The sequence below is a fragment of the Achromobacter sp. DH1f genome (assembly GCF_000633435.1).
GTDB classification, from domain to species: Bacteria; Pseudomonadota; Gammaproteobacteria; order Burkholderiales; family Burkholderiaceae_B; genus Achromobacter; species Achromobacter deleyi.
The window spans coordinates 147,742-172,798 of the sequence record NZ_AYMF01000033.1; the positions used below are offsets into that span (position 1 = coordinate 147,742).

The window sequence follows — 25,057 nt, forward strand, 5'->3', positions numbered from 1 at the left end:
GGCGGGGCAAGGCCTCGCGACGTGATGGGCGTGCAAGACGACAAACGCATCGGCGTAACGGTGATTTCAGGTTTTCTGGGCAGCGGCAAGACCACCTTGCTCAATCGCCTGCTGCGCGAGCCCGCCTATGCCGACGCCGTCGTCATCGTCAATGAATACGGCGATATCGGCGTGGACCATCATCTGGTGCGCCTGGCGCCGGACAACATCGTATTGATCGAAGGCGGCTGCCTGTGCTGCGTGGTCAGCGGGGCGGTAGCCGATACCTTGCGCGATCTGTTCATGCTGGCGCTCAGCCGGCGCATCAAGCCGTTTCGGCGGGTGCTGATCGAAACCAGCGGGTTGGCGGACCCGGCCCCGGTGCTCTTCACGCTCAAGCATGACCGCTTTCTGGCCGAGCGCTATGTCTACCAGGGTGCAGTGGTGGTGGTGGACGTGCGGCAAGGGCCGCAACAGCTGGAATCGCAGCCGGAAGCGCTGCGCCAGTTGGCGCTGGCCGACACGGTGGTGTTCAGCAAATCCGACCTGGCCGATACCGCGCAGTTGCGCGAGGTGGAGCGGGCCGTGGCCGAAATCAATCCCGGTGCCCGGCGCTGCGTGCAGCGGGGCGATGCGCCTTTGGCGGGCGTGTTGCTGGAAGGTCCGGATCCGCAGTCGCGGCGCGATGGGGTCGAGCTGGCAGGCTGGCTGCAGGCATTTTCAAAGCCGATGGCGGCGCGACATGCGCAGGTGGCCAGCTTTTCCATCACGCTGGTCGCCCCGATCGGCCGCGCCGCCTTCCTGGCGGGGGTTTCTCGTGTGCAGGAACAATACGGGCCGGCGCTGCTGCGGATGAAGGGCCTGGTCTGTTTCGAGGGCGAGGCTCTGCCATGCGAGGTGCATGGCGTGCATGGCGAGTTGTATCCCATCCGCCCCTTGGTCCAGTGGCCGGGCGATGATCGTTTGTCGCAATTGGTCTATATCGTCAGGGGCGCGGATCCGGTCGACGTGCGGGCGGCGGCCTGCGCCGCCTTGGGGCAGTTTCCCGCGTAGCGTTCGTTTCGATTCCAGGCGGGCGGGGCGGCCTGCCGGTGGCGTGTGCGTCATTTCAGATGCTGAAAATGCACGGAAATACGGTATAACCCGTAAAGTCTGGTGCACAAATCGAGACAATCATGGACCGTTTGAAAGCGATGCAGGTGTTCGTGGAGGTCGCTGACAGGGGCAGTCTGTCGGCGGCGGCGGTTCATCTGGATATGTCCCGGGCCATGGTGTCGCGCTACCTGGCGGAAATGGAGCAGTGGGTCGGGGTGCGGTTGTTGCATCGCACGACCCGGCGCCTGAGCCTCACGCCGGCCGGCGCCGAAACCCTGCCGCGCTGCCGGCAGATGCTGGATATGGTGGGCGATCTGCGTAGCGCCGTGTCCACCCCCGAAGACACGCCGCGCGGCCTGCTGCGCATGACCACCAGCATGTCGTTCGGCTCGCGTCACCTGGCGCGGGTGATTACCGATTACGTCAAGCAGCACCCCGGCACGTCGGTCGACCTGATGCTGGTCGACCGTGCCGTGAACCTGGTCGAGGAACGGGTCGACCTGGCCGTACGCATCACCAATGACCTGGACCCCAACCTGATCGCCCGCAAGCTGGCCGTGTGCCGGTCGGTGGTCTGCGCGTCGCCGGACTACCTGCAGCGCGAAGGCGAGCCCGCCCGAATCGAAGACCTGTCCCTGCGCAATTGCCTGACCCACTCCTACTTTGGCAAAAGCCTGTGGCGCTTCGAGCGCGACGGCGTGCCGGTGGACGTGCCGGTCAGCGGCAATATCAGCGCCAACGAGGTGTCAGTGCTGGTGCAGGCTGCGCTGGAGGGGGCGGGGGTGGCCATGTTGCCGACTTACTACGCCACAGAATATGTGGCCGAAGGCCGTCTGAAGGTGATTCTGCCCCAGGCCAAGCCGCAGGAGCTGGGCATTTACGGGGTCTATGTGTCACGCCGCCAGATGCCGCTGATCCTGCGTTCGATGCTGGATTTCCTGGTCGAGCGGTTGGGGTCCACGCCCTGGGATGCGCCCTAACGCACGGCGCAGCATCAGGGGTTTGGGGTGTTTGAAGTGCCGCTCCTGGGGGTGCCGCCGGTTGAGGGACGGGTATATAGCGGTATAATTTGCGTGCTTTCCCGGTTGGCTTGGCGCTGAACCGCAGGGCTTTTGCCAATGTCCGCAAGCATGTAGTCTTAGAAAAACATCTAAGAATCGTAATTCCGGCTTAATAAGCCGCGGCATCGTGGGGCAGGGGCTCCGGATGCTCGAGGGGAGGCGCACCAGGGTCTTCGGCAGGCGGCAACGGCCGCGCTGGTGGCCGGTGCCTGACGATTCAGGTCCTTTGATCTCGATTGGCGCAATATCGATTGCCGCGAAAACAGTGCCGGACTCGGCGCGCTTCGCAGGCTTGTTGGCTTGTTATGCCAGCTTTTCCGGATTTTGCTTAAAACATTGCCCCGCCGATGGCCGGGGTATGCGTTCAGCCCATCTTGCATGGCGCGAACCCTGCGGCCCGAGCCCGCGGCGGTTGTCAGTAAACACAGGATTCTCGTGAGAAATTCGCAAACCCGCGCAGTCTGTCGCCGTACCGCCCAGCGGTGGGTTCGGGCGGCTGCGTGGGGTGGCGTATCGGTATCGGGTGGCGTGTCGGGTCTTGCCGGTATTGCCGCCGGTATTGCTGTCGATTTCGCTGCCGGTTTGAATCTGTCGCAATCCCTGATTTTGCAATCGCGAGCACAAATGAAAAAGGCCCGGCGCAATCGCCAGGCCTTGATCAATTTGGTTGCGGGGGCAGGATTTGAACCTACGACCTTCGGGTTATGAGCCCGACGAGCTGCCAGACTGCTCCACCCCGCGTCTGAGAAAAGAATATTAACCTTATTTTCACCCTAACGCAAGTTAGCCCCTTTTTATTGAATTTGAATGTCGATGAACGATAGCGAGGCGATACTCGTGCTGGAAACCGCGCTGCTATGCGCGGTGCAGCCGATGCAACTGTCCGAAATGCGCAAGCTGTTCGGTGACGATGAGCAGTTCGACAACAGTGCCTTGCGCACGTTGCTGGAGACCCTGCAGGGCAACTGGGCCGATGGCGGCCTGGAACTGGTGCAGCTGGCCACGGGCTGGCGGTTCCAGAGCCGGCCGCACATGCAGCGCTACCTGGAGCGGCTGAATCCTGAGAAGCCGCCGAAGTATTCGCGCGCGGTGATGGAAACGCTGGCCATCGTGGCCTGGCGCCAGCCGGTCACGCGGGGCGACATCGAAGACATCCGTGGCGTCACCGTATCGTCCAATATCGTCAAGGCGCTGGAAGACCGCGGCTGGATCGAGGTGATCGGCCATCGCGACGCCCCGGGTCGGCCGGCGTTGTTCGGCACCACCCGCCAGTTTCTCGATGACCTGGGGCTGCGTGCCCTGGACGAGCTGCCGGCGCTGGAGTCCGCGCATGCGGCCGCCGCCCTGGCCGGCCTGGATCTGGGCGAAGTCCAGCAACTGGCCGAGGCCGCCGAGGCTGAGGCGCAGGATGCCACGGCTGCCGCAGAAGGCCAGGCGCAGCATGAAATCGCCGTGGCGGATGCTGAAGCGGCGGTCGACGCTGGCGCAGGCCCGGCCGGCGAGCAAGGGAGTATCCCGGTTGCGGAATTGTCTGTTTCGGACGACGATGCAACCATAGGTGCGGGCGATAGCGTAGAATCCCCGCTTTCGCGCCCAGAAGAAGACGCGATTCCCGCAGACGATTCCACCGTCCGGGCGCAAGCCGAAAGCTTGCCCGATGCGCCATCCGTGGGCATCGAGGATGCCGGGCGCTTCGATCAAGCCGAGGCGCCGGACGGGGATGCCGCCCAAGAGGCGCATGGCGGGTTGTCCGAAAATCCTGCTGAAACTGACCGTTCCGATGCGGCCGCCGACCCTGGCGCCGTGAATGAGCGTGTCGAGCACGCGGAAAGCGCGAAACCGACCGAACCGATAGAAAAGGCCGAACCCCTGGCGCCTGGCGCCGACGCGTTCGAGCCCGATACCGGCTCCGCCATGGCGGAGCCTGCCGAGCCGGATTCCGATCAGCCCGAGGCTGATCGCGAACCGGCGTCCCCAGATGATGATGCGCCTGCCCCCGGCAAGCCTACCCAAGTTTGAAATTCGGAGCTGTCCCAGTGACAACGAATACAGCAATGCAGGACGATAATCCCCGTCCGGATGATGCCGTTTCCAACGGCCAGCCGGAAGCCTCTGCCACCCGCGAGCCGGCCGCCGAAGGCGAAGCCCGAGGCCGTGGCCGCAAGCTGCGCACGCCGTTCCGCCGCCGCCGTGGCGATGCCCCCGCCGCCGAGCAGGCGCCCGCTGCCGCCGCCGATGCGCAGGCCCCCGCGGCCGTCGCTGATACGGCCGATACCCGTGGCGGCGAGCAGGAAGCCGAGCAGGCATTGTCGTACCTGGATACCGCCGACCGTATGGAGCAGCGGCTGGGCAAGTACCTGAACAGCGATGTGGTCATGCCCAAGCTGCACAAGGTGCTGGCCGATGCCGGCATCGGCTCGCGCCGCGAAATGGAAGAGCTGATCGTCGCCGGCCGCGTGTCGGTCAACGGCGAGCCGGCCCATATCGGCCAGCGCGTGGCCCCGAACGACCAGGTCCGCGTCAATGGCAAGCCCATCATGCGGACCAACACCAAGAAGCCGCCGCGCGTGATCCTGTATCACAAGCCCTCGGGCGAAATCGTCAGCCATGACGATCCGGGCGGCCGTGCCAGCGTGTTCGCGCGCCTGCCCAAGCTGCGTACCGGCAAGTGGCTGTCGGTCGGCCGGCTGGACCTGAACACCGAAGGCCTGCTGATATTCACCACGTCGGGCGACATGGCCAACCGGATCATGCATCCGCGTTACGGCACCGAACGCGAGTACGCCGTGCGCGTGCTGGGTGAGATGGACGAAGCCCAACGCCAGTCGCTGGTCGACGGCATCGAATTGGAAGACGGCGTGGCCGCTTTCGGCGCCCTGGACTACCTGGGCGGCGACGGCAGCAACCGCTGGTACCGCGTGACCCTGCAGGAAGGCCGCAACCGCGAAGTGCGCCGCATGTTCGAAGCGGTCGGCGTCACGGTCAGCCGCCTGATCCGCACCCGTTTTGGCGACGTGGTGCTGCCGCGCACGCTGCGCCGTGGCCGCTGGGAAGAATTGGACGCCTCGCTGGTCACCGCCTTGATGGTGCAGCTGGGACTGTTGCGCGAAGACGACGATGCCGGTGGCAACCGCCGCCGTTCCAAGCAGCCCCAGTCGCACGACAGCGCCTTGCCTCCGGGCTTTGGCACGCTGGACCGCAACGGCATGAACGGCGCCCGTATCGGCCGCCGCGGCAAGATCCAGGGTGGCCGCGCGGGTAGCGCCGGCCAGGCGGCGGCGTGTCCGTCCGATCCCTTTGGCACCGGCCTGATGATCGCCGGTGGTTACGCCAACGGCCATCCGCTGGCCGGCGAGGCCAATGGCAATAGCAGTGGCAACGGCAACCGCAAGGGCGGCAAGCCCGCGGGTGGCCGGGGCGCAGGCGCCGCCGGCGGCAAGCCGGGCGGCCGCAGTGGCGGCAAGGCCGGTGGCAAGCCGCGCGGTCCGCGCGCAGCCGCCGCCAACGGTCCCGTGGCCAATACGGCGGCCGGCAATGTGGCCGAGGCGCCGGCTGGCGCCGGTCGCAAGCCGGCTGGCGGTGGCAAGCCGGGCGGCAAGCCGGCGGGTGCTCGTGGCGGCAATGCGGGCCGGGGCGCCAAGCCCGCGGGCGCGGGTCGCGGCGGCAACAAGGCCGAAGGCTCGCGCGCCGGTGGCGGTAACGCTGGTGGCGGTAACAATAAGGGTCCGGGCGCCGGCGGCAAGCCGCGCGCACCGCGCAATACGTCGTCTTCGCCGCGGGGCGATGACTGGCAGCCCCGTGGCGCGTCGGCCCACGAATCCCGCCTGGGTGTGATGGGCGGTCGAGGTGGAAGAGGGCGCTGAGCCGCCTGCCGGGCGGCGCCAGGGTGGCGTCGCCTGTCGGATGTGTCCCACATAAACGTAAGCCCGTGACGAATCAGGCGTTTTTCCAGTTTATCTGGTAAAATCAATGGTTTTCATGGCTTCGCGTTCTTGCTTTCGCGCCTTGGCTTTTGGCCGCGGAAGGGTTGCGTGGGGCGGGCTGGTGCGCCGCAAGTGGCGGTGCAAGCCGAAATTTAGGTCGCAATATAGGGCACTGCCCAGCATTGCTCCTTACGTGCAGTAGGGTGGCGGCTGGGCACTGTGCAATACGGTGGGCTGGGCGTACAGCCCATTTTTTTTGAGTATATGGCTGATTTATTCGCATTGACCGAAGAGGCTCTTGCCGGCATGGATGTCGAACTCGTCGACGTCGAGCGTGCCGCGCTGGGCCTTTTGCGCGTCACGATCGATCGGGTCGGCGGTGTGCGCATCGAAGACTGCGAGCAGGTGTCCCGCCAATTGTCGCGGGTGTACGAGGTCGAGAATGTCGACTACAAGCGGCTGGAAGTCGGTTCGCCGGGCATTGACCGCCCGCTGCGCAACGAGACCGAATTCCGTCGCTTCGCAGGCGAGCGCATCGAGATCAAGCTGCGCGAGGCGTTGGACGGGCGCAAAGTCTTCTCCGGCACGTTGACCGTGCCCGAGGGCGAGCCCGCAGCCCCGGATGCCGCGGCGGGTATGCACAAGACCGTGTTCGGTCTCGAATTTGAGGCAAAAAAGAACGAAGTCCAGGTGTTGAATTTCACGGTCGATGATATCGAGCGTGCAAAACTGGATCCCGTTCTGGATTTCAAGGGCAAAAAGCGATGAGTCGCGAAATTCTTCTGTTGGTCGATGCCTTGGCGCGTGAAAAGAACGTCACGCGTGATGTCGTGTTCGGAGCGCTTGAAAGCGCGCTGGCCTCGGCCATGAAAAAGCGCTTCAAGGATGATGCGGACATTCGTGTTGCCATCGATCGTGAAACCGGTGACCACGAAGGTTTCCGCCGCTGGCTGGTGGTGCCGGACGAAGCCGGCCTGCAAGAACCCGACAAGCAGGAAATGCTGTCGGACGCGGTCGAGATCGTGCCTGGCATCAAGGAAGGCGAATACATCGAAGAGCCGCTCGAGCCCATCGAATTCGGCCGCATCGGCGCCCAGGCTGCCAAGCAGGCCATCCTGCAGAAGATCCGCGACGCCGAGCGCGAACAGGTGCTGAACGACTTCCTGGACCGTGGCGAAACCATCGTGTCCGGCACGATCAAGCGCATGGACAAGGGCGACGCCATCATTGAAACGGGCAAGATCGAAGCGCGCCTGCCGCGTTCCGAAATGATCCCGAAGGAAAACCTCCGGGTCGCCGACCGTGTCCGCGCTTTCGTGTTGCGCGTCGACCACGCGGCCCGTGGCCAGCAGGTCATCCTGTCGCGTACCTCGCCCGAGTTCATCCGCCAGCTGTTCGAGAACGAAGTGCCCGAAATCGAACAGGGCCTGCTCGAGATCAAGGCGGCTGCCCGTGATGCCGGCGTGCGTGCGAAGATCGCCGTGGTGGCATACGATAAGCGCATCGACCCGATCGGTACCTGCGTGGGCATGCGCGGTTCGCGCGTGACCGCCGTGCGCAACGAGCTGGGCGGCGAACAGGTCGATATCGTGCTCTGGTCGGAAGACCCCGCGCAGTTCGTCATCGGCGCCCTGGCGCCCGCCAACGTCGAGTCCATCGTGGTGGACGAAGACAAGCACGCGATGGACGTCGTGGTCGACGAAGAAAACCTGCCCAAGGCCATTGGCGCCAAGGGGCAGAACGTGCGCCTGGCGTCCGAGCTGACCGGCTGGCAGATCAACATCATGACGCCGGAAGAAAGCCTGAATCGCCAGGAAGTCGAGCGTTCGGGCCTACGCGCCACGTTCATGAGCAAGCTGGACGTCGACGAGGAAGTCGCCGACATCCTGATCGACGAAGGTTTCACCGGTATCGAGGAAATCGCCTACGTGCCCATGCAGGAACTGCTGGAAATCGAGGCGTTTGACGAAGACACCATCAACGAGTTGCGCGCCCGTGCCCGCAATGCGCTCCTGACCGAGGCCATCGCCCAGGAAGAGCGTCTTGAAACGGCACAGGATTTGCTGGAACTCGAAGGCATGACGCAGGAACTGGCTGCCAAGCTGGCCGAGCGTCAAGTGCATACGCGTGATGATCTGGCCGAATTGGCAACGGACGAGCTGGCGGAAATCGCCGGCCTGACCGAGCAGGAAGCCAGCGACCTCATCATGCGTGCCCGCGCCCATTGGTTCGACGAAGAATAACCATAAGGACACGGGTCTGCGGCGGATGCCGTCATGTCCGCCGCAAGTTCACGTTGTTTGTAATAGCTGCATATAGGGAAGAGAGAGCCTAATGTCGAGTAACACCGTCGCCCAGTTCGCTACCGAGCTGAAAATGCCTGCCAATGTGCTGCTGGATCAGCTGCGCTCGGCTGGCGTTGACCTCAAATCGGTTGACGATTCCGTCACCGACAGCGACAAGGCGAAATTGCTCGAATCGCTGCGTCGCGCTCATGGCGCGACCGAAGGCAAGAAGATCACCCTGACGCGCCGCCAAACCTCCGAGATCCGGCAGGCTGACGCCACCGGCCGCTCGCGCACCATCCAGGTCGAGGTTCGCAAGAAGCGCGTGTTCGTCAAGCGTGATCCCTCCGAAATCGCCCTGGAGCAGGCCGCAGGCGCTCGCGCCGAAGACGAAGCGGCCGTCGAAGAATCGCAGCAGGTGTCCGCGCCGGCCGTGACCGAGGCGCCCGCCCCGGTCGAGCCGCGCGAAACCGCGCCCGTCCAGGCAGAGGCTTCGGCCTCGGCTGTGGCGGAAACGCCCGCTGCAGTAGAAGCGCCCGCGCCGGTAGAAGCGCCCGCGCCTGTTGAATCCGTCGCGGCCGAAGTGCCCGCCCCCGTCGAGGCGCAAGCCCCCGAAGTCCAGGCCCAGCCTGAACCGGAACCGACGCCGGCGCCCGCTCCTGCCGAGCCCGTGGCCGATGTGGCCAAGCCCGAAGTCAAGACTGAATCCACCGAGCCCAAGGCTGAAGAAGCCAAGCCGGAACCCGTTGTGCTAGCTAATACGTCCGAACCATCTTCCCCCCAGGCCGCCGCGCCTGTCGCCCAGGCCCAGCCTGCCGCGAAGTCCGAATCCGTCAAATCCGCCGCCAAGCCGGTCGAAGCCGCTGCACCCGCCGCCAGGGTGGGTAACCGCGCCGACAATCGCCGCGCCGGCCCTCCGCTTGCCGCCTCCGCCACTGGCGCTGGCCGCGACGAAGCGCGCCGTGCCGCCGAGGCCGAAGCCGCTGCCCTGCGCGAGATGCTGAACCGTCCCCGCAAGGTGCTGCGTGCGCCGGAACCCGAAGCGCCCGCCGCCGCACCGGCAGCCCCGATCTCGGGCACGCTGCACAAGCCCGCCGGCAAGCCCGGCGCCGCGCCTGGCGCCAAGAAGGACGCCAAGCCCGCCGCACCCGGCACCAAGAAGACCATCAAGACGGCCGAAGTGGCCTCGACCTGGTCCGACGACGCCTCGCGCAAGAAGCCGGCCGACAAGCCGGCAGCGCCCGCCAGCCGTGACGGCTGGCGTGCAGGTGGCAAGGGCGGTGGCAAGAGTGGCGGCCGCGGTGGCCGCAACCAGCAGAACGATCGCCGCAACGAGCCCGCGCCGCAGGAATTCATCGCACGGGAAGTCCACGTGCCGGAAACCATCAGCGTGGCCGACCTGGCCCACAAGATGTCCGTCAAGGCCGCCGAGGTCATCAAGCAATTGATGAAGCTGGGCCAGATGGTCACCATCAACCAGGTGCTGGACCAGGAAACGGCCATGATCGTGGTCGAGGAACTGGGCCACGTGGCCATCGCCGCCAAGCTGGACGACCCGGAAGCCTTCCTGGACGAAACCGCCAGCGTGTCGGAAGCCGAACAGCTGCCGCGCGCCCCGGTCGTGACCGTCATGGGCCACGTCGACCACGGCAAGACCTCGCTGCTGGACTACATCCGCCGCGCCAAGGTTGCCGCAGGCGAAGCCGGCGGCATTACGCAGCACATCGGCGCCTACCACGTTCAGACCGAGCGCGGCATGGTGACCTTCCTTGACACCCCGGGCCACGAGGCGTTCACCGCCATGCGTGCCCGCGGCGCCAAGGCCACCGACATCGTCATCCTGGTGGTGGCCGCCGACGACGGCGTGATGCCGCAAACGCGCGAAGCCATCCACCATGCGAAGGCTGCCGGCGTGCCCATGGTGGTTGCCATCACCAAGATCGACAAGCCCTCGGCCAACCCCGACCGCGTGAAGCAGGAACTGGTTGCCGAGCAAGTGGTGCCGGAAGAATACGGCGGCGATGTGCCGTTCGTGGGTGTGTCCGCCAAGAGCGGCGAAGGCATCGACGCGCTGCTCGAAAACGTGCTGCTGCAAGCCGAAGTGCTGGAACTGAAGGCGCCCGAAGACGCACCCGCCAAGGGCCTGGTCATCGAAGCCCGCCTGGACAAGGGCCGCGGCCCGGTCGCCACGATCCTGGTGCAGAGCGGTACGCTCAAGCGCGGCGACGTGGTGCTGGCCGGCGCGAGCTTTGGCCGCGTGCGCGCCATGCTGGACGAAAACGGCAAGCCGATCCAGTCGGCCGGCCCGTCCATCCCCGTCGAAATCCAGGGCCTGACCGAAGTGCCGGCCGCCGGTGACGAACTGATGGCGCTGTCCGATGAGCGCAAGGCGCGCGAAATCGCGCTGTTCCGCCAAGGCAAGTTCCGCGACGTCAAGCTGGCCCGCCAGCAGGCCGCCAAGCTCGAGTCCATGTTCGACAACCTGGGCGAAGGCACGCAGACCCTCACGCTTATCGTCAAGACCGACGTGCAGGGTTCGCAGGAAGCGCTGGTGCAGTCGCTGGTCAAGCTGTCGACCGACGAAGTCCGTGTGCAAGTGGTGCACGCGGCCGTGGGCGGCATCTCGGAAACCGACATCAACCTGGCTATCGCCTCGAACGCGGTCGTCATCGGGTTCAACGTGCGTGCCGAAGCCAGCGCCAAGAAGCTGGCCGAGAACAACGGCATCGACGTGCGCTACTACAACATCATCTATGACGCCGTGGATGAAGTGAAGGCAGCCATGTCGGGCATGCTGGCGCCCGAGAAGAAAGAAGAGATCATCGGCCTGGTCGAGATCCGCGAGGTCTACAGCATCTCGCGTCTCGGCAACATCGCCGGTTGTATGGTGCTCGATGGCATCGTGCGCCGCGATTCCCAGGTACGCCTGCTGCGCAACAACGTGGTTCACTGGACGGGGCATCTCGAATCGCTGCGCCGCTTCAAGGACGACGTCAAGGAAGTCAAGTCGGGCTTCGATTGCGGTCTTACGCTGCGCGGCAACAACGACATCCAGGTGGGCGACCAGCTGGAAGTCTTTGAAATCAAGGAAATCGCGCGCACGCTGTAAAGCGTCGCGAGGCATTATTGCTAATGAGCCGTCACAAGTCCAAAGCCATCCCCGGTCGCAATCTGCGACTGGCCGACCAGATCCAGAAGGATCTGGCCGGGATCATCCAGCGCGAGATCGATACGACTCGCGCGGGACTGATCACGCTCTCTGGTGTGGAACTGTCGACCGACTACGCGCATGCCAAGGTGTATTTCACGGTTTTGGGCGCCGAGCCCGAAGCCGCGACCACCTTGCTGAACGAGAAGGCCGGCTGGCTGCACTCCCAGCTGTACAAGCTGCTGCACATTCACACTGTCCCCACTTTGCGCTTCTTCCACGACGAGCAGATCGCCCGTGGTATCGAGATGTCGATCCTCATCGACCGCGCAAATCGGCCCGGCCCGCACTCGGGCGTGCCCGACGAACCTGAAGACCAGTCCTGATCGGGCTGTCGTCACTGCTTTAATTTCCGGATTCCGACGATGGCTAAACGACGCGGGCTTGCGCTCGACGGTGTGCTGTTGCTCGACAAACCCGTAGGTTTGTCGAGCAACCACGCCTTGCAGCGCGCAAAACGTGCCATGGATGCGGCGAAAGCCGGCCATACCGGTACCCTGGACCCCTTTGCCACCGGCTTGCTGGTGTGCTGCATGGGCCGGGCGACCAAGATTTCCGGCGCGATGCTCAACGCCGACAAGGCGTATCGCGCTACGCTTCAATTTGGCGAAGAAACCGATTCCGGCGACCTGACCGGGAACGTGGTGTCCACCGCCGAGCCTGGCTTCGTGGTCGACGAACAGGCTCTGCGCGAAGCGCTGTCACGTTTCTCGGGCACGATCGAGCAGATTCCGCCCATGTATTCGGCGCTCAAGCGCGACGGCAAGCCGCTGTACGAATACGCCCGGGCCGGCATCGAGCTGGAACGCGCGCCGCGGCAGATTACGATTTACCGCATCGAGCTGCTGTCCCTGAACGGGACGCAGGCAGAGATCGATGTGGCTTGCAGTAAAGGCACATACATCCGGACGCTGGCCCAGGACATCGGGCGCGCGCTGGGCTGTTACGCCCACCTGGCGGCGCTGCGGCGCACGCACGTCGGGCCTTTTTCTCTGGAACGCGCCGTTGCGCTGGATGCCTTGCAGGCGATGCCAGACCCCAAGCAGGCATTGCTTGCACTGAACGAATTGCCGGAGGGCTTGCTGCCCTCCACCCTGACCTTAAAGGACTCGCTATGACTCGCGCCTTGCGCAACGTCGCCATCATCGCCCACGTGGACCACGGTAAAACCACCCTGGTCGACCAGCTGCTGCGCCAATCCGGCACCTTCCGCGAAAACCAGGCGCTGACCGAACGGGTCATGGACTCGAACGATCTGGAAAAAGAACGCGGCATCACGATTCTGGCCAAGAACTGTGCCGTTGAATACGAAGGCACGCACATCAACATCGTCGACACCCCGGGTCACGCGGACTTCGGCGGCGAAGTCGAACGCGTGCTGTCCATGGTTGACGGCGTGCTGCTGCTGGTCGACGCCGTTGAAGGCCCGATGCCGCAGACCATTTTCGTGACCCGCAAGGCGCTGGCCCTGGGCCTGAAGCCGATCGTCGTGGTCAACAAGGTGGACCGTCCGGGCGCCCGTACCGACTTCGTCATCAACGCCACGTTCGACCTGTTCGACAAGCTGGGCGCGACCGAAGAGCAGCTGGACTTCCCGGTGGTGTACGCCTCGGGCCTGTCGGGCTACGCCGGCCTGACCCCGGACGTGCGTGAAGGCAATATGCGTCCGCTGTTCGAAGCCATTCTCGAACACGTGCCGCAACGTGACGACGATCCCAACGGCCCGCTGCAGATGCAGATCATCTCGCTGGACTACAACAGCTACGTCGGCAAGATCGGCGTGGGCCGCATCAACCGCGGCCGCATGCGCCCCGGAATGGAAGTGGCCTACAAGTTCGGTCCTGACGGCCAGGGCGGCCGCGGCCGCATCAACCAGGTCCTGAAGTTCCACGGCCTGGAGCGCGTCGTGGTGGACGAAGCCGAAGCCGGCGACATCGTGCTGATCAACGGCATCGAAGAACTGGGCATTGGCTGCACCGTGACCGACGTGGCCACGCAGGAAGCCCTGCCGATGCTGCGCATCGACGAACCGACCCTGACCATGAACTTCATGGTGAACACGTCGCCGCTGGCCGGCCGCGAAGGCAAGTTCGTGACCAGCCGCCAAGTGCGCGACCGCCTGGATCGCGAACTGAAGTCCAACGTGGCGCTGCGTGTGCGTGATACGGGCGACGACACGGTGTTCGAAGTGTCGGGCCGCGGTGAACTGCACCTGACGATTCTGCTGGAAACGATGCGCCGCGAAGGCTACGAGCTGGCCGTGTCGCGTCCGCGCGTGGTGTTCAAGGACATCGACGGCGTGAAGTGCGAGCCGTTTGAATCCCTGACCATCGACGTGGAAGACGCCCACCAGGGCGGCGTGATGGAAGAACTGGGCCGCCGCAAGGGCGACCTGCAGGACATGCAGCCGGACGGCCGTGGCCGCACCCGCCTGGAATACCTGATTCCGGCCCGTGGCCTGATCGGCTTCCAGAACGAGTTCCTGACGCTGACGCGCGGCACGGGCCTGATGAGCCACATCTTCCACGAATACGCGCCCGTCAAGGAAGGCTCGATCGGCGAGCGCCGCAACGGCGTGCTGATCAGCCAGGACAACGGCGACGCCGTGGCCTACGCCCTGTGGAAGCTGCAGGATCGCGGCCGCATGTTCGTCAATCCGGGCGATGCGCTGTACGAAGGCATGATCATCGGCATCCACAGCCGTGACAACGACCTGGTCGTGAACCCCATCAAGGGCAAGCAGCTGACCAACGTGCGCGCCTCGGGCACCGACGAAGCCGTGCGCCTGGTTCCGCCGATTCAGATGTCGCTGGAATACGCCGTGGAATTCATCGACGACGACGAACTGGTCGAAATCACGCCCAAGTCGATCCGTCTGCGCAAGCGCTACCTGCTGGAAAACGAGCGCAAGCGCGCCGCGCGCGAATCCGCCGTCTAAGCGCCAAGCGGGGCATTGCCCCGCCTGCCAAAGCAGCGAAAAGGCCGTACGCCCCAAGGGTGTACGGCCTTTTTTTTACGTCCCGACGCGGCGCGGCGGGATCACGTTGCCTTCGGTTCAGGCATGCTGATGGCGATATTCCTGCGTCTTGCCGCCGTAGCCATACGCCGCCGCGCGAGCATCGATCACATGCACGTACGAGCATTCGTGCAGCTCGCCCAGGATCTCTCGGAACGCCGCGTAGATCTCCTGGATGAAGCGCGCTTTTTCGGCCTTGGTGTTGGTTTCGTCCGTGACGCTGATGTCCAGGTGAAAGGCGTTCTTGCCGACTTCGGACAGGGGCTGTGCACCGATGAACCAGAGATCATGCGGAATGTGCTGCAAGGTGATCGCGATGACCGGCAGCTTCTTGCCCAGAACGGTCTGGGTCAGGCCGGCGACGGCGTCGACGATGCGGCGGTTGACGCGGGCATCGGATTGGCCGGAAACATGGACGACGATGTGAGGCATGGAAGGCTCCAGTGGGTGATGGTATGGAGCCAGTGTAGGAAGCCGATTGACATCGGAAAAGCGGGAATTTACGATTTCAACCATCGAATAAACCGTTGGATAGACCATGTCTGGATTCGACCTGGACCAGTTGCGTACGCTGGTCGCCGTGCTGGATGCGGGCAGCCTGACGGCGGCGGCGCCCAAGGTGTTCCTGTCGCAATCGTCGGTGAGCGAGCAGATGCGCAAGCTGGAGGAACGCGCGGGGCAGGCGCTGCTGATTCGCGGCAAATCGGGCGTGTCCGCCACGCCGGCCGGTGAGCGGCTGCTGGCGCATGCGCGCGCGATCCTGGCGCTGAGCGAAGAGGCCTATCGCGACTTGCGCGGCGTGGCGTTGCAGGGCGAACTGCGCCTGTGCATCACCGACTACTTTCGCCCGGGTGATGTGGCGGGCATGCTGCGGCGCTTGAACGAGCAGTATCCGCAGGTGCGCATGCACGTCACCATCATGAAAAGCGGCGCGATCGAAGCGGCCTATGAACGCGGCGAGATCGACGTGGGTATCTCGATGGTCATCCTGGAACGCGGCGCAGGCAAAGGCCGCCCGCAAGGGCCGGTGCTGCGGCGCGAGTCGCTCTTGTGGATGGCGGCGGATGGCGCCCAGGCAACGCGCGGAGCGTTGCCGCTGTTGGCGCTGCCGGAAACCTGCGCGCTGCGCCAATATGCCGAGCGCCTGCTGTCGCGGCGCAGCGTACCGTATGCGGTGGCGCACGTGGCGTCTGGCGTGGCGGGCCTGCAACTGGCGATTGCGGCGGGGCTGGGTGTGGCTTGCCTGAACGAGTCGGCGTTGGCGCCAGGCATCACCCGCGCGCAGTGGCCGGGCTTGCCGCCGCTGCCCGAGGTTGAATTCCGCCTGCTGCCGCCACGGCCGGGCGAAGACCGCTTCATCGAACTGGCGCGCGAGGCCATCGTGCGGGCGATGCGCTGATATCGGCTAGGGGTGGGGCGCCGCCATCAGCCAGTCCAGGAACTCCCGGCCGGGCCCGTCTTCGCGCACGACGGCGCCGATGGGCTGGAAGGCGCCAGGCGAATCGATCCGTATGCGCTGGAAGTGGCCATGGCGCAGGTACCAGTCGGCCAGCGTCAGCGGCACCATGGCCAGCGCCTGCTGCGCCTGCATCACGGCGATCAGCAAAGGCATGGGCGGTGCGGCGCTGGCCAGCCGGCACAGTCGGGGAACGATGCCGGCGCGCTCGAAAAAGGCGCTGAAGACGGCGTGGATCGCCAGCTCGGGGCGTGGTTCGATCCACAACTGCGAGGCGACCTGGGCGAGCGTGGGCGGGGTAGGGCCGGCCAGCAGCGGATGGCCTTCGGTGCCGACGATGACGGCCGTGTCCTGCTGCAACGGCACGAATTCCAGGCCGGCGGGCATGGCTTCCGGGCGCCGGCACAGCAGCATGTCCAGGTTGCCCGCCGCCGCCAGTGGCAGCAGTTGTTCGCGGCTGCCTTCCTGGACTTCCACGTGCAGGTCGGGGTGGGCCAGCATGTAGGCCGGCAGGCGCTCGGCCAGCAGGCCGCCGCTGGCCGCGGGAATGGCGCCCAGGCGCAGGCTGCCCGCGGCGCCGTCGCGCAGCGCCGCGACCGAATTGGTCGAGGCCCGCAGCGTGGTGAGCATGCCGCGGGCGCATTCCGCCATCAATTGTCCGCTGCGGGTAGTGCGCATGCCGCGTGCGTGGCGTTCGAACAGGCGGACGCCCAGCAGGGCTTCGATATCGGCCAGGGCATGGGTGGCGGCGGGTTGGCTCATGCCGATCTGGGCCGCGGCCTGCTGCACGCTGCCCAGGTCGGCCACGCCCGCCAGCAGTTGCAGGTGGCGCAGGCGGCCCTTGGCCAGGAGGCGGGACAGCAGGGTGGCGGGAGCGACGTCCATGGCAGGGGCAGGGGTGTTTTAGCTATTCAAATTTCGAATATATCGACGCATTAATGTATTTGAAATAAGGATATGCCCTGCCCAGAATGACGCTTTTCACGTGATCACGCCCAGGAGGGGCTGTTCCATGACGTTCCGCCTATTGCATGCTGTCGTCTGTGCCGTCGCCGCCGGCGTTTCTGCCGGGGCCCTGGCAGCGGGCGCCTATCCCACCCAGCCGGTGCGCCTGATCGTGCCATTCGCCCCCGGCGGCTCGACCGATGTGCTGGCGCGAGCGGTGGCCGACGGGCTGCGCAAGGAACTGGGCCAGAGCGTGGTGGTGGAAAACCGCGCCGGCGCAGGCGGGCTGATCGGCACCGAGGCCGTGGCGCGGGCCGAGCCGGATGGCTACACCCTGGGCATGGCTACGGTCAGCACGATGGCCGTGAACCCGCTGCTGTACGGCACCAGGCGGGTGGATCCGGCGACCCAGCTGACGCCGGTGGGCGCGGTGGCGACCGTGCCGGTGGTGTGGATGGTGAACCCGGCGTTTCCGGCGACTGATTTCGCGCAATTCCTGGCCGAACTGCGGGCCCATCCGGGCAAGTATTCGTTTGGGTCGCCCGGCGTCGGTTCGTTGGGCCATTTGAATCTGGCCGCCATGAATGCCGACCTGAAGGTTGAGGTGCTGCACGTGCCTTATCGCGGCATGGGGCCGGCGCTGACGGCGGCCGTGGGCGGCGAGGTGCAAGTGCAGCAGGACCAGTACGCCTCGGCCCAGTCGCTGATCAAGGCGGGCAAGCTGCGCCCGATCGCCGTGTCGGCGCCCACGCGGCTGGCCGGCCTGCCGCAATTGCCGACGCTGGCCGAATTGGGTTATCCGCAATTGAACGCGCTGGGCCAGACCTGGTTTGGCCTGGTCGCGCCGGCCGGCACGCCGGATGCGGTGGTGCAGGCCGTCAATGGCGCGGCACAGCGTGCGCTGGCGGACCCGGCGCTGGTGCAGCGCCTGGCGGGCCTGGGCGCCGAGCCGCTGACCGGCACGCCGCAGGCCTTTGGCGAACGCATTGCGCAGACGCTGGCCGCCAACCGAAAAATCATTGAAACTGCCGGCATCAAGCTGGACGAGTAAACGGTTTTACGCCGCCCGCGAAAGCGGGGGTAGACCCTATAGACCCGCCACTGGAGACGCGATGGGAGCCATTGACAAACTTGCGCCGTTCATCGACGCGCGCAGCGAACGCTATGCGGAACTGAGCGACCGCATCTGGAGCCTGGCCGAACTGCGCTACGACGAGCACAAATCGGCCGAACTGCACATTGCCATGTTGCAAGACGCGGGCTTTCGCGTCACCCGCGACGCGGCCGGCATTCCCACGGCCTTCGTGGCCGAGGCGGGCAGCGGCGGCCCGGTAATCGGCATTCTGGGTGAATACGACGCCCTGTCGGGGCTGAGCCAGGAAAGTGGCGCCTTCGCCTGCCAGCCGTCGCCGGAAACGCCCAACGGCAACGGCCACGGCTGCGGCCACCATCTGCTGGGCACGGCCGCGCATTTCGCCGCGGTGGCGGTCAAGGAATTCCTGCAGGACAACGGCTTGCCCGGCACCATCCGCTTCTATGGCTGTCCGGCCGAAGAGGGCGGCTCGGGCAAGACCTTCATGGCGCGCGCCGGGCTGTTCGATGACCTGGATGCGGCGCTGACCTGGCACCCGGCCTCGCACACAGGCATTTTTCACCATTCTTCCCTGGCCAATATCCAGGCCTATTTCCGCTTTCGCGGCGTGGCGGCGCATGCGGCCAACTCGCCGCACCTGGGCCGCAGCGCGCTGGACGCGGTGGAACTGATGAACGTGGGCGTGAACTACCTGCGCGAGCACATGGTGCCCGATGCGCGGGTGCATTACGCGGTGACCAACAGCGGCGGCATTTCGCCCAACGTGGTGCAGGCCCGCGCCGAGGTGCTGTACCTGGTGCGCGCGCCCATCAATTCGCAGGCGGCCGAGCTGTACGAGCGCGTCAAGAACGTGGCTCGCGGGGCGGCGCTGATGACCGGCTGCGAGCTGGAAATCGTCTTCGACAAGGCCTGCTCGAACTACATCCCCAATGGGGTGTTGAACGAGGTCATGTACGCCAATATGCAGGCGCTGCAGGGGCCGTCCTACACGGAAGGCGAACAGCAGGCCGCACGCCGGATGTGGGATGCGATTTCCCCCGACGATATCGACAATGCGGGCAAGAACCTGGGCGCGGTGCTGCGCAACCCGACGCCGCTGTTCAGCGGCGTGGCGCCCTTTGAGCCGGGCAAGACCGAGATCAGCTACGGTTCGACCGACGTCGGCGACGTTAGCTGGGTTACGCCCACGGCGCAGTGCTGGGGCGCCTGCTATGCCTACGGCACGCCATTCCATTCGTGGCAGATGGTGGCGCAGGGCAAGCTGTCGCTGGCCCACAAGGGCATGGTGCACGCCGCGAAGATCATCGCCGCGACCGCCGCGGACCTGTACCGCCAGCCCGAGGCGCTGGCGCGCGCCAAGCAAGAGCTGCTGGACATGCGCCGCGGCCAGCCTTACGTCTGCCCGATTCCGGCGGACGTGCTGCCGTCTTTCATGCGCAAGTAGGGCAGGACGGCGGCCCCGCCTGGGGCCGCCGGGGCTTTGGCCCCGTTTCCTGTCAGGCCGGCAGCGACGGCGCGTATTGCGCGTCGGAGTTGACCTTCTGGTGGAATTCGACCACCTTGCGCACGACTTTGCGGGGATCGTCTTCGATGATGAAAAGATCCAGGTCGTGCGCGCCGATCATGCCATTGGCCAGCACCTGGCCGCCCAGCCATTCGACCAGGCCCGACCAGTATTCGCTGCCCACCAGCACGATGGGCGCGGGCGGGACCTTGCCGGTCTGGATCAGCGTCAACGCTTCGAAGAGCTCGTCCAGGGTGCCGAAGCCGCCCGGCATCGCCACATAGGCGAAGCTGTGCATGAAGAAGGTGGCTTTGCGCGAAAAGAAATATTCGAACGACAGGCTTATAGTCTGGTATTCGTTGTTGTGCGCTTCGTGCGGCAGGCTGATGTTCAGCCCGATGCTGGTGCCGCCGGTTTCGAAAGCGCCCTTGTTGGCCGCTTCCATGATGCCGGGGCCGCCGCCCGCGATGACCGCGAAACCCGCCTCGGCCAGGGCGGCCGAAATCGCGACGGTGGTTTCGTAGTGCGGCGAGTTGCGGCTGACGCGCGCACTGCCAAAGACGCTGACTGCGGGCCCGATATGGGCGAGCTTGTCTGCCGCCGTCCGTATCTCTGACATAATCAGCGGAATTTGCTTGTTGGCGGGCGTTTCCGCCGTCGTTGCCGCCGTATTTGCCGCAGTTGTTGCCATATCTGCCTTTGTAACCATGAAAAAAACCCTATTGCTGGTCGACGGTTCAAGCTACCTGTACCGCGCTTTCCACGCTATGCCTGATTTGCGCAACGCGCAAGGCGAACCCACCGGGGCGCTGTACGGCGTGGTCAATATGCTGCGCAAGCTGGTAGCCGACTATAAGGCAGAGTATGCCGCATGTATTTTCGACGCGCGCGGCAAGACCTTCCGCGACGATCTGTACCCGGAATACAAGTCGCATCGTCCGCCCATGCCCGAAGACCTGGCGGCCCAGATCGAACCCATCCACCGCGCCGTGCGCGCGCTGGGCTGGCCGGTGCTGGCCATCGAAGGCGTCGAAGCCGACGACGTGATCGGCACGCTGGCCTGCCGTGCTGCCGAGCGCGACGTGCACACCATCGTGTCCACCGGCGACAAGGACCTGGCACAGCTGGTCAACAGCCACGTCACGCTGGTCAACACCATGAGCGGCGAAGTGCTGGACGAAGCGGGCGTGGTCAACAAGTTCGGCGTGCCGCCGGACCGCATCGTGGACTACCTGATGCTGGTCGGCGACACGGTCGACAACGTGCCGGGCGTGACCAAGGTGGGCCCCAAGACGGCCGCCAAATGGATCTCGGAATTCGGCTCGATCGACAAGCTGGTCGAAGGCGCCGAGGGCATCAAGGGCGTGGCGGGCAGCAACCTGCGCGAAGCCATTCCCAATTTCCCGCTGACCCGCCAGTTGCTCACCGTGAAATGCGATTGCGACCTGACCGGCCACGTGGACAGCGTCGACGACCTGACGCCGCGCGGCCGCGATGAAGCGACGTTGACCGAACTCTACGAACGCTATGGTTTCCGCACCTGGCTGCGCGACCTGACCGGCGATGCCGAGCGCGTGCCGGCGGGCGATGCCCGCGTGGCGGTCGAAGTGCCGGTTGCCCCCACGGAACTGGACTACCAGATCATTGCCGACTGGCCCGCGTTCGATGCCTGGCTGGAAAAGCTGCAATCCGCCGAGCGGGTGGCGCTGGACACCGAGACCACTTCGCTGGACGAGATGCAGGCCAGGCTGGTGGGCCTGTCGATGGCGGTGGCGCCGGGCGTGGCCTGCTACATCCCGGTGGCGCACCGCGGCCCGGACAACGCCACGCAATTGCCCAAGGCCGAAGTGCTGGAACGCCTGCGCCCCTGGCTGCAGGACGCTTCGCGCGCCAAGCTGCTGCACCATGCCAAGTACGACGCACACGTATTCGCCAACGAAGGCATCCGCCTGGCCGGCATCACCGATGACACGATGCTGCAGGCCTACGTGCTGGAATCGCATAACCGGGTCGGCCTGAACGACCTGGCGCAGCGTTACCTGGGCCGCAGCGGCGTGTCGTACGAGGACCTGTGCGGCAAGGGCGCCAAGCAGATCGGCTTTGACGAAGTGGCGGTGGACAAGGCCGGCCACTATGCGGCGGAAGACGCCGACTTCACGCTGCAACTGCACCAGGTGCTGCGCCCGCAGGTGGCCGCCGATGCCGGGCTGGAACGCATCTACCTGCTGGAAATGCAGGTGTCCGCCGTGCTGACCACCATCGAACGCAACGGCGTCAAGGTGGACGCGGCCGAGCTGGGCCGCCAGAGCCACAAGCTGGGCCAGGAAATGCTGCAGCTCGAGCAAAAGGCCTACGAACTGGCCGGGCAGCCGTTCAACCTGAATTCGCCCAAGCAACTGGGCGAGATCCTGTTCGGCCGCATGCAGTTGCCGGTGGTGCGCAAGACCGCGGGCGGCGCGCCGTCCACCGACGAGGAAGTGCTGAGCAAGCTGGCGCAGGACTACCCGCTGCCGCAGGTGCTGCTGGAATACCGCGGGCTGTCCAAGCTGAAGTCCACCTACACGGACAAGCTGCCGCGCATGATCAACCCCGATACGGGCCGCGTGCACACGCGCTATTCGCAGGCCGCGGTGATCACCGGCCGCCTGGCCTCGTCCGATCCCAACCTGCAGAACATTCCCGTGCGCACCGAAGCCGGACGCCGGGTGCGCGAGGCTTTCATCGCCGAGCAGGGCCTGCTGCTGTCGGCCGACTATTCGCAGATCGAGCTGCGCATCATGGCGCACGTGTCGGACGACGCCAATCTGCAACGCGCGTTTGCGGCCGGCGAAGACATCCACCGCGCCACCGCTTCGGAAGTGTTCGGTGTGTCATTGCAGGACGTCTCGTCCGAGCAGCGCCGCGCGGCCAAGGCCATCAACTTCGGCCTGATCTACGGCATGGGGGTGTTCGGCCTGGCGTCCAACCTGGGCATCACGCGCGATGCCGCGCAGGCCTACATCGACCGTTACTTCGCCCGCTATCCCGGCGTGGCGATGTACATGGAAAACACCCGCCGCGTGGCCCGCGAACAGGGCTACGTGGAAACCGTGTTCGGACGCCGCCTGCAATTGCCGGAAATCCGGGGCGCCTCCGGGCCGCGCCGCCAGGGCGCCGAGCGTGCGGCGATCAACGCGCCCATGCAGGGCACCGCGGCCGACCTGATCAAGATGGCCATGGTGGCGGTGCAGGACTGGCTGGAAGCCGAAAAGCTGCAGACGCGCATGATCATGCAGGTGCACGATGAACTGGTGCTGGAAGCGCCGGACGCTGAACTGGAACGGGTCAAGGAAGCGCTGCCGCGCCTGATGTGCAATGTGGCCGAGCTGCGCGTGCCGCTGGTGGCCGAAGTGGGCGTAGGCAAGAACTGGGAACAGGCGCACTGAGCGCGGGGCCGCCGAGGGCGGCCCATTTCCGCTTTTGCGGTTGCAACAATATAATGTTGCGCTTCCCCCGCCAATAAACCGTCCCCCAAATGTTGCTGCTCTGGGTCCTGCTTGCTACCGTCACCGGTGGCCTCATTGCCGTCCTTGTCGCCAGCTGGCTGGCCTACAAGGTGTTCGCCCAATACCTGCACCACATGGTGAGCCTGTCGGTGGGCGTGCTGCTGTCGGTGGCGCTGCTGCACCTGTTGCCCGAGGCGTTCGAGGGCGCGGTGGGCGACGCCCACGTGCTGTTCGGGCTGATGCTGGCATCGCTGATCGGTTTCTTCGTGCTGGAAAAGATCGCGCTGCTGCGCCACAGCCATCATCACGAAGGCGACGGGCACCATCACCATTCGGGCCACGACCGCCACGAGGCGGGCCGCGGCGGGGTGCTGATCCTGATCGGCAGTTCGTTGCACAACCTGTGCGACGGGGTGCTGGTGGCGGCGGCGTTCCTGACCGATCCGCTTCTGGGCGTGCTGACGGCGGCCTCGATCATCGTGCACGAAGTGCCGCACAAGCTGGGCGATTTCGTCGTGTTGCTGAACGCGGGCCTGGCGCGCCGCCGGGCGTTTGCGCTGATCCTCTTCACCAGCTTGTGTTCAGCCGTGGGCGGCATAATAGGCTACTTCGTGCTGCAGCAAGCGCAGGGCTGGGTGCCGTACGTACTGGTGGTTGCCGCGAGCAGCTTCCTCTACATTTCGGTGGCCGACCTGATGCCGCAGATGCACGAACGGGTATCCCTGGCCGATGCGGTGCCGCAGCTGTTGCTGGTGGGCGTGGGCGTGGCGCTGATCTACAGCGTGACGACGCTGATGCACCACGGGCACGAGCACGAGCATGATGCCGGCCACGGCGCGGCGCGCACGGAGCACGTCCACACGCACTGAGGCGCGGCGTTCGCGATACCCGGCTTTGTCCTGATCCTGGCCGGTCGTGTCGCGCATGCCTCGTTGGCGAATCGCGGGACGCCGGTCCCGCGTTGATCCCTACACAGGAGTTCGCCATGAGTTTTTCCGCCGCCGCAGGCAACGTCGCCCCCACCGTGATCCACACGGATACGCAGGGGCTGGTCCACGGGGATTTCCAGCTGCCCGTGGCTGATGGAACCCTGGACGCCTACTACGCCGCCCCTGAGGGCAAGCAGAACCTGCCCGTGGTGCTGGTGGTGCAGGAAATCTTCGGGGTGCACGAGCACATCAAGGACGTTTGCCGCCGCGTCGCCAAGGCCGGCTACCTGGCCGTGGCTGCGAATCTGTACCAGCGCCAGGGTGATGCCTCTACTTATACCGATATTCCGAAGCTGATCGCCGAGATCGTGAGCAAGGTGTCCGACGAGCAGGTGTTCGCGGATCTGGACGCGAGCGTGGCCTGGGCCGCGCAGCACGGCGGCGACCCCAAGCGCGTGGCCGTGACGGGCTTTTGCTGGGGCGGGCGCCTGACGTGGATGTACGCGGCGCACAACCCGGATGTGAAGGTGGGCGTGGCCTGGTACGGGAAGTTGAGCACGGGTCACGGGCCGTTGATCAAGCGCGTGGCGTTTGACGTGGTCAATGAACTGCATGCGCCGGTGTTGGGCTTGTATGGGGCCAAGGACGCCAGCATTCCGGTGTCGGATATCGAGATCATGAAGGGCAAGCTTGCCGGCGGCAATGAGAATGCCAAGCGGTCGGAGTTTGTGGTGTATCCGGACGCGGATCATGCGTTCATGGCGGATTATCGGGCGAATTACCAGGCTGCGGCTGCCAAGGATGGGTGGGGGCGGATGCTGGAGTGGTTCAAGCGGTACCTGTAAGGGAGTGGGTGTGTCGCTGCGCGCGACGGGGCGCGGCCTTTTTTTGTGCTGTGGGGGGGCTTCTTCGTAGGCCGCCCGGCGCGGGTGGTGCACACGTGGCGCGCGCCAACGATTGCGGTCCGGAGCCTTCGCTCCGGACTTCCCCTTCGTCATCTTCGTCCAGGCCTTCGGCCTTCCCTTCAGATTCCCTCGGGCGCATCGACGGCGCGCGCCACGTGTGCACCACCCGCGCC

General features: G+C 65.4%; 19 protein-coding genes and 1 tRNA gene. 16 read left to right on the forward strand and 4 right to left on the reverse strand.

Annotation, left to right across the window (positions count from 1 at the left end; genetic code table 11):
- Nucleotides 1–24 precede the first annotated feature (24 nt).
- A complete protein-coding gene (locus U858_RS0126905; RefSeq protein WP_029954348.1) occupies nt 25–1,032 on the forward strand; it encodes a GTP-binding protein in 1,008 nt (335 codons plus the stop codon).
- Between the two features lie 122 nt (nt 1,033–1,154).
- Nucleotides 1,155–2,054: a LysR family transcriptional regulator gene (locus U858_RS0126910; RefSeq protein WP_025140222.1), complete on the forward strand. Its 900-nt coding sequence runs from the start codon at nt 1,155–1,157 to the stop codon at nt 2,052–2,054.
- A gap of 745 nt (nt 2,055–2,799) precedes the next feature.
- Here U858_RS0126910 and U858_RS0126915 read toward each other — a convergent pair.
- A tRNA-Met gene (locus U858_RS0126915) sits at nt 2,800–2,876 on the reverse strand.
- A 66-nt stretch (nt 2,877–2,942) separates the two neighbouring features.
- Here U858_RS0126915 and scpB point away from each other — a divergent pair.
- The 8 genes from scpB to typA all read left to right on the forward strand — a co-directional run bounded on the left by scpB (nt 2,943) and on the right by typA (nt 14,489).
- Nucleotides 2,943–4,154, forward strand: coding sequence for an SMC-Scp complex subunit ScpB (gene scpB / locus U858_RS0126920; RefSeq protein WP_025140223.1), 1,212 nt, complete (start codon nt 2,943–2,945; stop codon nt 4,152–4,154).
- A gap of 35 nt (nt 4,155–4,189) precedes the next feature.
- The gene (gene rluB / locus U858_RS0126925) at nt 4,190–5,998 is read left to right on the forward strand and encodes a 23S rRNA pseudouridine(2605) synthase RluB (RefSeq protein ID WP_051593697.1); all 1,809 of its coding nucleotides are present in this window, start codon (nt 4,190–4,192) and stop codon (nt 5,996–5,998) included.
- 324 nt (nt 5,999–6,322) lie between these two features.
- Nucleotides 6,323–6,826, forward strand: coding sequence for a ribosome maturation factor RimP (gene rimP, locus U858_RS0126930; RefSeq protein ID WP_025140225.1), 504 nt, complete (start codon nt 6,323–6,325; stop codon nt 6,824–6,826).
- Complete coding sequence (nusA, locus tag U858_RS0126935; protein WP_025140226.1) at nt 6,823–8,301, forward strand: transcription termination factor NusA; 1,479 nt, start codon at nt 6,823–6,825, stop codon at nt 8,299–8,301. The genes rimP and nusA overlap by 4 nt, the downstream gene beginning before the upstream one ends.
- Before the next feature lie 91 nt (nt 8,302–8,392).
- A complete protein-coding gene (gene infB / locus U858_RS0126940) occupies nt 8,393–11,452 on the forward strand; it encodes a translation initiation factor IF-2 (RefSeq protein ID WP_025140227.1) in 3,060 nt (1,019 codons plus the stop codon).
- Between the two features lie 23 nt (nt 11,453–11,475).
- Nucleotides 11,476–11,877, forward strand: a complete 402-nt coding sequence (rbfA, locus tag U858_RS0126945; RefSeq protein ID WP_025140228.1) for a 30S ribosome-binding factor RbfA — start codon at nt 11,476–11,478, stop codon at nt 11,875–11,877.
- 39 nt (nt 11,878–11,916) lie between these two features.
- Nucleotides 11,917–12,669, forward strand: coding sequence for a tRNA pseudouridine(55) synthase TruB (gene truB / locus U858_RS0126950; protein WP_025140229.1), 753 nt, complete (start codon nt 11,917–11,919; stop codon nt 12,667–12,669).
- Nucleotides 12,666–14,489: a translational GTPase TypA gene (gene typA, locus U858_RS0126955; protein ID WP_025140230.1), complete on the forward strand. Its 1,824-nt coding sequence runs from the start codon at nt 12,666–12,668 to the stop codon at nt 14,487–14,489. Before truB ends, typA begins: the two co-directional genes overlap by 4 nt.
- Before the next feature lie 117 nt (nt 14,490–14,606).
- Here typA and U858_RS0126960 read toward each other — a convergent pair whose 3' ends face one another.
- Nucleotides 14,607–14,999, reverse strand: a complete 393-nt coding sequence (locus U858_RS0126960; RefSeq protein ID WP_025140231.1) for a 4-oxalocrotonate tautomerase — start codon at nt 14,997–14,999, stop codon at nt 14,607–14,609.
- Between the two features lie 106 nt (nt 15,000–15,105).
- On the opposite strand from U858_RS0126960, the gene U858_RS0126965 reads away from it, so the two are divergent.
- The gene (locus tag U858_RS0126965; protein ID WP_025140232.1) at nt 15,106–15,966 is read left to right on the forward strand and encodes a LysR family transcriptional regulator; all 861 of its coding nucleotides are present in this window, start codon (nt 15,106–15,108) and stop codon (nt 15,964–15,966) included.
- A 6-nt stretch (nt 15,967–15,972) separates the two neighbouring features.
- Here U858_RS0126965 and U858_RS0126970 read toward each other — a convergent pair whose 3' ends face one another.
- Nucleotides 15,973–16,908, reverse strand: a complete 936-nt coding sequence (locus tag U858_RS0126970) for a LysR family transcriptional regulator (RefSeq protein ID WP_025140233.1) — start codon at nt 16,906–16,908, stop codon at nt 15,973–15,975.
- Nucleotides 16,909–17,035: 127 nt separating this feature from the next.
- Between U858_RS0126970 and U858_RS0126975 the strand changes: the two genes are divergently transcribed.
- Nucleotides 17,036–18,019, forward strand: a complete 984-nt coding sequence (locus U858_RS0126975) for a tripartite tricarboxylate transporter substrate binding protein (RefSeq protein ID WP_025140234.1) — start codon at nt 17,036–17,038, stop codon at nt 18,017–18,019.
- Nucleotides 18,020–18,080: 61 nt separating this feature from the next.
- Nucleotides 18,081–19,505, forward strand: coding sequence for a M20 family metallopeptidase (locus U858_RS0126980; RefSeq protein WP_025140235.1), 1,425 nt, complete (start codon nt 18,081–18,083; stop codon nt 19,503–19,505).
- Between the two features lie 52 nt (nt 19,506–19,557).
- On the opposite strand, the gene U858_RS0126985 is transcribed toward U858_RS0126980, so the two are convergent.
- On the reverse strand, nt 19,558–20,184 hold the full coding sequence (locus tag U858_RS0126985) for a TIGR00730 family Rossman fold protein (RefSeq protein WP_025140236.1): 627 nt from the start codon (nt 20,182–20,184) through the stop codon (nt 19,558–19,560).
- Nucleotides 20,185–20,272: 88 nt separating this feature from the next.
- Between U858_RS0126985 and polA the strand changes: the two genes are divergently transcribed.
- The 3 genes from polA to U858_RS0127000 all read left to right on the forward strand — a co-directional run bounded on the left by polA (nt 20,273) and on the right by U858_RS0127000 (nt 24,824).
- Nucleotides 20,273–22,990 carry a DNA polymerase I gene (gene polA, locus U858_RS0126990; RefSeq protein ID WP_029954350.1) on the forward strand — a complete coding sequence of 906 codons (2,718 nt, stop codon included), beginning with the start codon at nt 20,273–20,275 and terminating at the stop codon, nt 22,988–22,990.
- Nucleotides 22,991–23,079: 89 nt separating this feature from the next.
- The gene (locus tag U858_RS0126995) at nt 23,080–23,919 is read left to right on the forward strand and encodes a ZIP family metal transporter (RefSeq protein WP_025140238.1); all 840 of its coding nucleotides are present in this window, start codon (nt 23,080–23,082) and stop codon (nt 23,917–23,919) included.
- A gap of 116 nt (nt 23,920–24,035) precedes the next feature.
- Complete coding sequence (locus tag U858_RS0127000; protein WP_025140239.1) at nt 24,036–24,824, forward strand: dienelactone hydrolase family protein; 789 nt, start codon at nt 24,036–24,038, stop codon at nt 24,822–24,824.
- Nucleotides 24,825–25,057 lie beyond the last annotated feature (233 nt).